Annotated in this window: 7 protein-coding genes and 2 tRNA genes; 7 read left to right on the plus strand and 2 right to left on the minus strand. The window is 36.2% G+C overall.

Going from position 1 to position 11,593, the window contains the following annotated elements; genetic code table 11:
- The first annotated feature begins 58 nt into the window (after positions 1–58).
- Positions 59–1,303, plus strand: coding sequence for a hypothetical protein (locus DIT68_RS00925; RefSeq protein ID WP_109357937.1), 1,245 nt, complete (start codon positions 59–61; stop codon positions 1,301–1,303).
- A gap of 25 nt (positions 1,304–1,328) precedes the next feature.
- Here the strand turns inward: DIT68_RS00925 and DIT68_RS00930 are convergent, their stop codons facing one another.
- The gene (locus DIT68_RS00930; protein WP_109357938.1) at positions 1,329–2,159 is read right to left on the minus strand and encodes an alpha/beta fold hydrolase; all 831 of its coding nucleotides are present in this window, start codon (positions 2,157–2,159) and stop codon (positions 1,329–1,331) included.
- Positions 2,160–2,352: 193 nt separating this feature from the next.
- On the opposite strand from DIT68_RS00930, the gene carB reads away from it, so the two are divergent.
- From carB to DIT68_RS00950, 4 genes are all read left to right on the plus strand, one after another.
- Positions 2,353–5,169, plus strand: a complete 2,817-nt coding sequence (carB, locus tag DIT68_RS00935; protein ID WP_109357939.1) for a carbamoyl-phosphate synthase large subunit — start codon at positions 2,353–2,355, stop codon at positions 5,167–5,169.
- A gap of 116 nt (positions 5,170–5,285) precedes the next feature.
- Positions 5,286–5,552, plus strand: coding sequence for a hypothetical protein (locus DIT68_RS00940; protein ID WP_146194083.1), 267 nt, complete (start codon positions 5,286–5,288; stop codon positions 5,550–5,552).
- Positions 5,553–5,828: 276 nt separating this feature from the next.
- Positions 5,829–5,902, plus strand: a tRNA-Asp gene (locus DIT68_RS00945).
- 242 nt (positions 5,903–6,144) lie between these two features.
- Positions 6,145–6,218 (plus strand) — tRNA-Asp (locus DIT68_RS00950).
- 847 nt (positions 6,219–7,065) lie between these two features.
- On the opposite strand, the gene DIT68_RS00955 is transcribed toward DIT68_RS00950, so the two are convergent.
- Positions 7,066–9,162, minus strand: coding sequence for an amino acid carrier protein (locus DIT68_RS00955; RefSeq protein WP_109358316.1), 2,097 nt, complete (start codon positions 9,160–9,162; stop codon positions 7,066–7,068).
- Between the two features lie 173 nt (positions 9,163–9,335).
- On the opposite strand from DIT68_RS00955, the gene DIT68_RS00960 reads away from it, so the two are divergent.
- A complete protein-coding gene (locus tag DIT68_RS00960) occupies positions 9,336–9,881 on the plus strand; it encodes a LemA family protein (protein ID WP_109357941.1) in 546 nt (181 codons plus the stop codon).
- Complete coding sequence (locus DIT68_RS16230) at positions 9,878–11,590, plus strand: DUF2207 domain-containing protein (RefSeq protein ID WP_158276081.1); 1,713 nt, start codon at positions 9,878–9,880, stop codon at positions 11,588–11,590. The genes DIT68_RS00960 and DIT68_RS16230 overlap by 4 nt, the downstream gene beginning before the upstream one ends.
- Positions 11,591–11,593: the final 3 nt, after the last annotated feature.

An 11,593-nucleotide genomic window follows, 5' to 3' on the forward strand; every position in this document is an offset into this window, starting at 1 on the left:
TCTTCAGTGTTTTCAAAAATATTTTGTACATTTAGCTTGATTCAAAAAAACACTACTTATGAACGTCACGGTCAACTTTAAGTTTATATCCATTCTACTTTTGTTGTTTTTACTGTTTTCGTGTTCAACTTCTTCAGTTGGAGTATTTGAAAAAAGAAAACATTTAAAAGGCTGGCATTTCAAGAAAAACAACAAGTTTATACTTGGGGGTGGCAGCATAAAAAATAGAAAGGAACTCAAAACTAGCGATCGAAGGCTAAAAATTCAAAATTCAAATTTAGCTGCAGAATCGATGAGTGAGGTAAAAGATTTAAAGACATTGATATTAAAACAGGAATCAACCTTAGACACATTCGAAATCAGTAGTATTTCTCTCACTAAATCTCCTTTTTTTAAAATACCGCAGCCCAATGCTTTAAGCAATAATTTGAATGTTTCAAAAAAAAAGGAAACGCTAGTTAAAGCCCCTTTAGACTTAATGCCTATTGCTTCAAGTACCGAAAAGAATCACAATTATTCTGTTGGAAATAATGAAAAGAGAACAACTTCAAAGCTTTGGAATTATAATAATGCATTCTTCTTGTTTTTTTTAACCCCTATGTTATTTATAGGAAAGAAATCGAGGGAAGTACAACATTGGGCAGCTAAAAACACCGCTAAATCACGCAGCTTATTAACAGGCCTAAAAATTGGTCTTGCAGGGACAGCAGTCGGGTTGGGGTATTTAACAGAAGCGCCACTTTCTCAATCTCACTTATTAATATCAGCCTCAGGAATTGCTTTGAGTTATGGATTTTGGGAGTATTTCAAAACTCAAAAGACTTTAAATTCTTTCCGGAAAATCGCGCTATTGAGCGCCGTAAACACATCGACAAGTTTTGGTTTTTATACACTTGGCGGAATGTTGTCTAGCGCTATGCAGTTTTCCTCGTGGTCATTTTCGAATGGATTAATGCAGTCGGCTACAGAAGTAATAGAAAATGAAAATCTATACAGCGGAATTGAAATTGTATTTGGAATTTTAATCCTGACTGTGTTTGCAGCGGCCTTAATTACTGTAATAAGTTTCTTAAGTTGCACCTTAATTTGCAGCGGAATTGAAGCCGCAGGGGTTATGCTCTTAATTGTGGGTGTTTATTTTACGCTGGTATTTTATATCTATTTAATATTAAAACTGTTCCGGAAAAAGGGAGGTGGAGATGTTTGGTCGATTCCAAAAACACTTTTAATGACCTTGTTTATATTAAGTGGACTAGCAGCTCTTGTTTTCGGAATTGGGTTATTAGGTGGCGCTTATGGTTAGAGATTACCTATGGTTACTGCACAGTTTAATCAAAATCTTCAAAGGGCATTAAAGCCAAAAGTTCCTTTTCTATATGCGGTTTAAAAATATCATGTCCATAAGGAATAGTCTTTAAGGCATTGGATTGATCTATTTTATCGAGAAAATTGCGTGCACTTTTAGGAGTGATAATTTGATCATGCTCTCCAACGATCACCTTGAATTGAATCGAATGTTTATCTAATGTTTTTCTCACCTCTTCATTAGAAGGTCGCAAATCTCTAAATGCACTCCATGTTTTATAGGCTGTTTCAAATTTTTCAGGGTCAGAAGTGTAATAATCTAGAAAACTCACATGTTTAGGATGAATAATCTTCCCTTTGGCTAAAACGCGTGAAATGGACATTAATTCTTCCGGTTTTTCTACCCAACGTTTAAACAACTTTCTCGTCCACCACTGACGTTGAGACCAACTATAGAAATTATTGTCATTCATTCCGTCTGGTGCAATTAAAAACATACTTTTCACACGTGAAGCAAATGACGGAAATGCACTCAAAGTAAAACGTCCGCCTTGAGAATAGGCAACCCAATGAAAATCCTTTACTTTTTCTTTTAACAATAATTTTTCTAACAATTTTTCAACATGTTCAGCAGTAATTAAATCTTGATGAATTCGGTGGGGAGAAAAGGTAGAATAACCATGTAAGAAGAGGTGAACAGAAATTATTTTTCGTGTATTTTTCTCTAAGAATTTGAAATCATCTGCCGACCTTCCATTCCCGTGGAAACAGAGGATAACGGTGTTTCCATCACCATAAACCTCATAAGAAAGTTTAATGTCTTCAAGTGCTACACTTTTAATTTCTCGCTTCATTTCAATCCACTTAATTTAGCTATTGCTCAACATAATTTAATCATGGTAAAATGCTATTTCAAACTTAAACAGAGATTTCACCAAAAAACAGTTGTAAAAATACTGTGCATGCCTATAAAAGTAGTAAAAATGAATTAAATTTGTGTCCGATTTGTATAACGCTTTTACATCATAAGCATAAAGAAAAATTGGAATGCCTAAGAACGAGAAAATTAAGTCAGTTTTAATAATTGGAAGTGGACCTATCGTAATTGGTCAAGCATGTGAGTTTGACTATTCAGGATCGCAAGCTGCAAGATCTTTACGAGAAGAAGGAATTGAGGTAACCTTAATCAATTCGAATCCTGCAACAATTATGACCGATAAGGTTGTAGCAGATAATATTTATCTGAAACCATTAGAGCCAGAGAGCATTCTAGAAATTATTGCCAACCATAATATTGACGCTGTTTTGCCAACAATGGGTGGACAAACAGCCTTGAATTTAGCCATTAAATGTGATGAGTTAGGGATTTGGGAGGAAAACAATATCGACATCATTGGGGTGGACATCGCTGCAATTGAAATTACCGAGAACAGAGAGGCTTTCCGTGATTTGATGGAGCGTATTGACGTGCCAATGGCACCTCAAAAAACAGCAAAATCTTTCCTTGAAGGAAAAGGTGTGGCGCAAGAATTTGGATTCCCGCTGTGTATTCGTTCTTCTTACACTTTAGGTGGAGCAGGAGCAGGGGTTGTTTATGATGAAAAAGAATTTGACAATTTATTAGATGCTGGATTACACGCTTCGCCAATTCATGAGGTGATGATTGATAAAGCGCTTTTGGGTTGGAAAGAATATGAATTGGAATTGTTACGCGACAGCAATGACAACGTTGTAATTATTTGTTCTATTGAGAACTTTGATCCAATGGGAGTTCATACAGGAGATTCAATCACTGTGGCTCCAGCAATGACGATGTCTGATACAACTTTCCAAGAAATGAGAAACATGGCCATCAAAATGATGCGTTCTGTGGGTAATTTCGCTGGAGGATGTAACGTACAGTTCGCTGTTTCACCAGACGAAGAAGAAAAAATCATCGCTATTGAAATTAACCCTCGTGTTTCTCGTTCATCAGCATTGGCCTCAAAAGCAACAGGGTATCCTATTGCGAAAATTGCAGCTAAATTGGCGATTGGTTATACTTTAGATGAATTAGATAATCAAATTACGAAAACAACTTCCGCTTTATTTGAGCCAAGTTTAGACTACGTAATTGTGAAGATTCCACGTTGGAACTTCGATAAATTCCCTGGAGCAGATCGTAAGTTAGGTCTTCAAATGAAATCTGTTGGAGAGGTAATGGGAATTGGAAGAAATTTCCAGGAAGCACTTCAAAAAGCTTGTCAATCCCTAGAAATTGGAAGAAATGGTTTGGGAGCTGATGGAAAAGAGTTAACAGATCAAAACGCAATTTTAGAAAGTTTAGAGTTCCCAAGCTGGAACAGACTATTCCATATATATGATGCTATTAAATTGGGAATTCCGTTTAATCGTATTCATGAAAAAACAAAAATCGACGTTTGGTTCTTGCGCCAAATTGAGGATTTAATCAAATTAGAACGTAAGATTGAAAAATACAACCTTTCTAATTTGCCAAAAGAATTACTTTTTGATGCTAAGCAAAAAGGATATGCCGATAGACAAATAGCTCACTTATTGCGTTGTTTAGAATCAGAAGTGTATGCAAAGAGAGAAGAATTAGGCGTTCAACGTGTTTATAAATTGGTAGATACATGTGCAGGGGAGTTCCCAGCGCAAACACCATACTATTACTCAAGTTTTGAATTAGAAAACGAAAGTGAAGTAACAGAGAAAAAGAAAATCGTTGTTTTAGGTTCTGGTCCAAATAGAATTGGTCAAGGAATTGAATTTGATTACTCTTGTGTTCACGGAGTAATTGCTGCAAAAGAAGCAGGGTACGAAACGATTATGATTAATTGTAATCCTGAAACGGTTTCTACAGACTTCGACACAGCAGATAAATTGTACTTCGAACCTGTTTTCTGGGAACATATTTACGACATCATTCGTCATGAAAAGCCGGAGGGTGTAATCGTTCAACTCGGTGGTCAAACTGCTTTAAAATTGGCCGAAAAATTAGAACGCTACGGAATTAAAATCATGGGAACAAGTTATGACGCCCTTGATTTAGCCGAAGATAGAGGACGTTTTTCTGCATTATTAAAAGAGAATAATGTTCCTTATCCAGAATTTGGAGTTGTTGAAAGCGCAGAACAAGCTTTGGAGCTTTCTGATGACCTTGGATTCCCATTATTGGTTCGTCCTTCTTATGTTTTGGGAGGTCAGAAAATGAAAATTGTAATCAATAAAGAAGAATTAGAACACCACGTGGTAGACATTCTTCACGATATGCCAGAAAATCAAATCTTATTGGATCACTTTTTAGGAGGTGCGATAGAAGCGGAGGCAGACGCCATTTGTGACGGAGAAAACGTTTACATCATTGGAGTTATGCAGCACATAGAACCAGCTGGAATTCACTCAGGAGATTCTTACGCAGTATTGCCACCATATAACTTAGGTGATTTGGTAATGCAACAAATTGAAGACATTACAAACAAGATTGCCATTGCATTGAAAACCGTGGGATTGATTAATATTCAATTCGCTATAAAAAACGACAAAGTTTATGTAATCGAAGCAAATCCTAGAGCGTCGCGTACGGTTCCATTTATCGCAAAAGCGTATGATGAACCTTATGTTAACTACGCCACTAAGGTGATGTTGGGAGACAAGAAAGTAACAGATTTCGATTTCCAACCAAGGAAAGAAGGGTATGCGATTAAGATTCCAGTTTTTTCTTTCAATAAATTCCCTAATGTGAACAAAGAATTAGGACCTGAGATGAAATCTACTGGTGAAGCGATTCAATTCATCAAGGATTTGAAAGATCCATTCTTTAGAAAGATTTTTGCAGAACGTAACTTATATCTATCGAAATAATAGGGTTCTTTAGTTAGAACTGGAAATAGTATTGAGAAGTCCAGGCGATGATGTCTGGACTTTTTTTATTTGCTAGAGAAGGTCGAAAAATAAATGGATGTTTAAATTTTAGAATTATGATGTTATTGAGTGTTCCTGGAACGATTAGAATGATTTTAATCATCATTGCCGTATTTGTTATTATTCGATTTATAGGTCGCTTATTGAATGCAAAGAGTAGTGCTGAAAACGAAAAACGATATAATCAGAACAATGATGCTTTTAAAAGAGCCAAGGAAAAAAGTGAAAGTGAAAAGGGAAAGGTACACATTGTAGAAGGTGGCTATCGAGAAGCGGAAGATGTAGATTTTGAAGAAGTAAAAGATAGCGAAAAAAACAATTGATTTTTTTACTTCCTTAAAGACTTGTTTTTCAATACGATTTAAAGAGCGCTAAAAAAAACTTTATATATTTTCAAAAAAATCATTGCGGAAGAAAAAAAGTTACTTATATTTGCACTCGCCTAACAAAACAAGTAAGGCACTTACAACGGTAAGTAAGACACAAAATATTGAAAGTAAATTGCGGAAGCAAATGAACAATGCAAAATTTAGTAGCTAGGTAAAATTAGTTATAGTTGACTGTCGTCAGCGTTCTTCGAAAGAAGAAATATAAATTTTGGTCCGGTAGTTCAGTTGGTTAGAATGCCTGCCTGTCACGCAGGAGGTCGCGAGTTCGAGTCTCGTCCGGACCGCATTTACAAAACGCCTCTATGGCTGGAGGAATAGAATCCCCTAGGATGTATCAATGTTCTAGGGGTTTTGTTTTCCTTTTTGTGTTGAAAGTTAAATTAATGATATTTAGTTGACATCGGTTCAGACTTATTTAGGTAAGTAACAAATCGAAATATATGAACAATACAAAATTTAGTAGCTAGGTAAAATTAGTTATAGTTGACTGTCGTCAACGTTCTTCGAAAGGAGAAATATAAATTTTGGTCCGGTAGTTCAGTTGGTTAGAATGCCTGCCTGTCACGCAGGAGGTCGCGAGTTCGAGTCTCGTCCGGACCGCTAAAAGCCCCTTTGATGTTTCCATCTTAGGGGCTTTTTGTTTTTTATGGGGTGTTGGATTGAAGTAATTTTACATTTATCAATAGAGACAGAAATCCAGAACTTATTCATTTCAAGCTTTGTCTTAAATTTCATTTAAGAAATTTCCATGAGCATGGTGTGGACGATCTGTAAACTTAGCAAAGCGATCTCATGACCACAGGGAGTAATTGTCCGCTATCGCTCATTAATAAAGGCGAAAAAGAAAAAAAGAAGCCTAATCTTTCTTTTAAAAATGTGTTTCTCTTTTTTCTTAAATTTTAAGATTTTCAATAAGCATTGAGCGCACGGTTTGCAAACCGTCCGTACCATTCTTATGCTTAATTGCTAGCAATTAAGGGTGCAAAGTATGATTCTCATCTTTGATTAATGGATTGTTTTTTTTAAAATTCATTTCTGAAATTTCCTTGGTAGGCAATCTTCTGAAAAGGAATTAAAAATAGGGAATAAGTAAAGCGAGATATTAAGAGCATCTATTATACTTATGGAAATGAGAACCAATATTCGAATAGTATTGATAAACATATTACAGGCTTCTCAATAGCGTCCAGTGCAGGTATGATTTCTAACTTCACCAAAACATATCGACTTTAATTTCAATTCGATGTTGGTCTATTACAACAATCAGTCTTATCGGAATTGGATATTTTTTCTACTATTGTTGAACCAATTGGTTTTAGAAGCACGACTAATGTTGGTGTATAGTTTGTAAGAAGCACCTAGAAGTTAACTTCAGTTCGGCAGGTTCGCACCGCTCTGCATCGCGTTAAGGGCTTCGAAACTCATAATTCTCCAATTCCTAATTAAACTATTCTCCCTTCAAAAACTTAGGATTTATATACAATTCTCCATCTTTGAGCTTCTGCCAGTAGATTTCCATATCTGTTTTAATTTCACCTGACATAATGTAAAGACCGATGATGTTAGGGAAAGACATGGCTAAAATCATCATGTCGGCAAAACTAAGAACAGCGCCTAAACTCACGGAAGCTCCTACAACAACAAAAACTAGATACAAAACTTTATAGATCATTTCAGACTGTTTGCTTTTTCCGAAGAGAAAAGTCCAAGAACGCATTCCGTAGTAAGACCATGAAACCATCGTAGAAAATGCAAATAAAAATACGGCCACAGCCAAAACAGAAGGGAACCAAGAGACCACGCTACCAAAAGCATCAGCAGTAATTTCTACCCCACCCATTCCAGAGTTTGTTTCGTGCATTCCAGTGAAAATTAAAACTAAAGCGGTCATGGTACACACAATCATGGTGTCAATAAAGGGTTCAACCAAGGCAGTAAATCCATCGGCAATTGGATTGTTTGTTTTGGAAGTACTGTGAGCAATAGCCGCCGATCCTACTCCGGCTTCACTAGAAAATGCCGCACGTTGTAAACCAATAATTAGCACTCCGATAAATCCACCTTTTAACGCTTCGGCAGAAAATGCACCATCAAAAATAGCAAGAAACGCTCCTCCCAAATATTCAAAGTGGTGACCAATTACCACCAAACAACCCACAACATAGAGAATGGCCATTACAGGAACAACTCTTGCGGTAACTTTGGCTATACTTTTAATTCCTCCAATAATTACAGCGCCCACCAATAATGCGAACCCAATTCCAAACCAAAAACCATGTCCTTCTAAAAAAGGAATTTCTTCAGATACAATTTTAAAAGCTTGATTGGATTGCAACATGTTACCGCCTCCAAACGAAGCACCTATTCCAAGTAAAGCGAAGAAAACGGCTAAGAATTTCCCGAGTTTTTTCATGTTTTTCTTTTCTAAACCATACCTCAGATAATTCATGGGACCACCAAAAATTCTACCTTCGTCATCAATAATTCTGTACTTAACTCCGAGTGTACATTCAGCAAATTTTAAGGACATTCCAAAAAATCCAGCAACGAACATCCAGAAAGTTGCCCCAGCACCTCCCAAAGAGATCGCTACTGCAACACCTGCGATATTTCCTAGTCCTACAGTGGCAGAAACTGCTGTTGCCATCGCTTGGAAATGGGTAATTGTGCCTGGAGCATTAGGATCATCATATTTTCCTCGTGCCAATTCAATGGAGTGTTTAAACCCCGTAATGTTCACAAATTTTAAACGTAGTGTAAAGAAAATACTACCAAGAATCAACCAAACAACAATGAAAGGGATGTTGTTGGTTCTTATTTCTCCGTTGGGATGGAGAATGGGTTGCTTAGTATCGAAATTAATTACTCCTAAAGGCGGAGATTTAAAAGTTCCTGTTTCGGGTTTTCTTGAGACGGTTTCTCCTTCTTTTGCCAAATGTTCCATTTTACCGTTGGCTAATGCATAAATTGGAATTTCCTCTTCGTTAATAGTTTTTAGAATGGCTATTTTATCTCCCTGCTCAACATAATTGCCTTCCGCAACCAACCATTCTTTCAGCTTGAAATCACTTTCTTTTGAAACTTCCACCAAAGGGAGCTCAATGTTTTTGTGTTTGCTATAAACCACAGGATCATATATTCCAATTACTGAAAATGCATCCCAAAACAGAATCGCTCCCATCACATCCACCGCGGGTTGTACGCCACTGTTGAATATCTCGGTAATTGATTTCGCTTTTATTTTAAACTCCTTATTTACCGTCTGACCATTGGCGTCGCTTACTTCAACCGTGTGTTTCATTCCTTCAATTAAACCCACCGATTCAGTAGATTTTAGAGAAGTATTTTTATCACTCCACTTGTATTGATAGGGAGCTGTCCCACCTTTTACGGTAATTTTGGCTATTCCATCATTAATTTCTTTTGAGGGATTAGAAAGTTCTATTTCTATTTCCATTTTTGATGAAGAAACAGAATTAGATTGGGCATTTAATAAATGGATGGAAAAAAGTAAAAAAAAGAGTAAAAAGCTGTATTTTTTCATGAAAAATGTAATTTTCTGTTGTTTTTTTAGCGATTTGGTAAAATAATGATAACCGTAAGTTCTCCCAAGTTTAAGGTGATTTTTTTTCTTTTTGCGGTGTTTATTCCGTTCCAAGCTTAAATTTGAAGAAGGCACTTAAGTTGCTCTAAAAACATTTTTATTACTTTTACCTTATGTACATCATAATCGCTACTTCTATTTTAATTGTAATCCTACTTATTCTAGTTTGGATCATCTACAATCAGCTCATTGCCGCAAGGGAATCTGTTAATGAAGCTTTGTCCGGCATTGATGTCCAGCTCAAAAAGCGTTTTGAATTAATACCAAAGCTCGTGGAAATGGTAAAGGGCTACAGCAATTACGAAGCGGATTTGTTGAAGAAAGTAACATCATTGCGTTCTTCGGGTGTTGAAGATATTTTGCAAAAAGAAAAAGAAGATGCTGGATTAAACTTGGTGAGTCGGTCTATAAAAGTGACTTTTGAAAATTATCCACAACTCAAAGCCAACGAAAATTTTCTTGAATTGATGAAAGAACTTTCCAAAGTGGAAGATGAATTGGCCATGTCGAGGCGTTATTTGAATGGAACCATTCGAGATTTTAATACCAAAATCGGAATTTTCCCAAATAACATATTGGCAGGACCTTTTGGATTTAAAGAAAAATCCTTCTACGAAATTGAGGCTTTTGAACGTGAACCACAAAAAATATTCGAATGAGATACTTCTTAATACTGCTTACTTATTTTTTGCTATCATCCTATACTAGCCTTGATAGGTTTGAAAAAATTTACTCATTTCATAGTGATATTCAAATTCAAAAAGATGGAAGTGTGTTGGTGACTGAAAAAATAAAAATACTTGCTTTAGGAGTGGATATCAAAAGCGGGATTTACCGTGATATTCCTTTGAATTTTCGGTTGCCAGAGGGTAAAATTCGTCAAAAATTAAAAGTTAAAAGCGTAATAAGAGATGGGGAAATAGAGCCTTATAAGACGGAAATGATTGATGGGGGAATTAGAATTTATATTGGTTCTGCTGATTATCATTTGCCACGTGGGAGCTATGATTATGAAATAAGCTACACCCTTGATCGCGTAGTATATTGCAATGATGGTGAATGTCATGTCATGTGGAATGTGAACGGAAACCAGTGGGAAATGGGGATAGACACTTTGTCGGCAACAGTTTCTACACCTGGAAATACCGAAATTATCGACTTTGATGGTTGGACAGGAAGATATGGAGCTGATGATAAGAAAGATTTCGTGAGTAAATCTATTGGGATCGGAAAACAGGTATTCATGACAGACAAACTCAAATGGGGAACCAATTTAACTTTGTTGGTTTCTTTCGATGAGGGGGTTATGACTGAAGCTTCCTTTAGTACAAGTCTTCAGTACTTTTTTCGTGACAATTCAATTTTAATTTTAGCTGTTTTTGGATTTATAGTTTCTTTTCTGATCAATTTTATTCTTTGGTTAAAACATGGAAAAGACCCGAAAAAGGGAACTATTATTCCTCAATTTTATCCACCCAATGATTGGAGTCCAGCAGAGGTTTTGTATCTAATGAATGAAGGAAAAGAGGATGATAATATGTTTGCTGCTCAACTTTTACAATTGGCAGTAAAGGGACATATTAAAATTGAAAAGAAAGATACAAAAGATAAAGAAGATCTTTTTGTGATCAGTTACGCCGAAAATTCTACCAAAAAACAAGCATTAACAACATTGGAACAAGGTTTTTTGGATAGACTTTTAGGAACAAAAGAATTCACTGTAATTCAAAATAAATACAACCCTAGGGTGAGTATTTCATTAAATTATTTGATTACTCAAATTGAAAAGAAACAAGCTGGACTTTACTTTAAAAAGAACCTCAAATTGATTCTTCCTCAATACATTTTTCCTGTTCTAACCGTCATTGGAATGGTCATCGCCTATAAGAATTTCGAAGGTCCAGCCTGGTTAATTCTAATTGTTGGAATGTTGATGCTTATCATGAATATTGTCTTTTTACGACTTTTCTATCAGCCCACAAAAGAAGGACGGAAAATGTTAGATCATATTTTAGGATTAGAAAGATTTATAAAATATGCTGATGAACAACGCATCAATGCCATTAATAAACCAGATATGAATTTCGATTATTTCGAAAAGAATTTACCCTATGCCATAGCTTTTGGAAAAGCAGATGAATGGGGAAAGAAATTCCCAGCTCATGAAATTGAAACGCAATACAAATCGAGTAACTATTATGTCAGCGGCTATTCCTTTAGAAGTTTAGGATATTTCGCTGCACTCTCAGCAGTTTCTTCTACAGCATCGGTAGCGCCTTCCGCAGCAGGGAGTTCAGGCGGCGGATTCTCAGGTGGCGGCGGATTTTCTGGCGGTGGTGCAGGTGGTGGTGGCGGAGGAGGTTGGTAGTAA

Source organism: Brumimicrobium oceani, from assembly GCF_003143775.1.
GTDB classification, from domain to species: domain Bacteria; phylum Bacteroidota; class Bacteroidia; order Flavobacteriales_D; family Crocinitomicaceae; genus Brumimicrobium; species Brumimicrobium oceani.

What these genes read in the sequence shown, in the direction of transcription:
- carB (WP_109357939.1), top strand. Translation starts at nt 2,353, where the DNA reads ATGCCTAAGAACGAGAAAATTAAGTCAGTTTTAATAATTGGAAGTGGA.
- DIT68_RS16230 (WP_158276081.1), top strand. Translation starts at nt 9,878, where the DNA reads ATGAGATACTTCTTAATACTGCTTACTTATTTTTTGCTATCATCCTAT.
- DIT68_RS00940 (WP_146194083.1), top strand. Translation starts at nt 5,286, where the DNA reads ATGATGTTATTGAGTGTTCCTGGAACGATTAGAATGATTTTAATCATC.
- DIT68_RS00955 (WP_109358316.1), bottom strand. Translation starts at nt 9,162, where the DNA reads ATGAAAAAATACAGCTTTTTACTCTTTTTTTTACTTTTTTCCATCCAT.
- DIT68_RS00930 (WP_109357938.1), bottom strand. Translation starts at nt 2,159, where the DNA reads ATGAAGCGAGAAATTAAAAGTGTAGCACTTGAAGACATTAAACTTTCT.
- DIT68_RS00960 (WP_109357941.1), top strand. Translation starts at nt 9,336, where the DNA reads ATGTACATCATAATCGCTACTTCTATTTTAATTGTAATCCTACTTATT.
- DIT68_RS00925 (WP_109357937.1), top strand. Translation starts at nt 59, where the DNA reads ATGAACGTCACGGTCAACTTTAAGTTTATATCCATTCTACTTTTGTTG.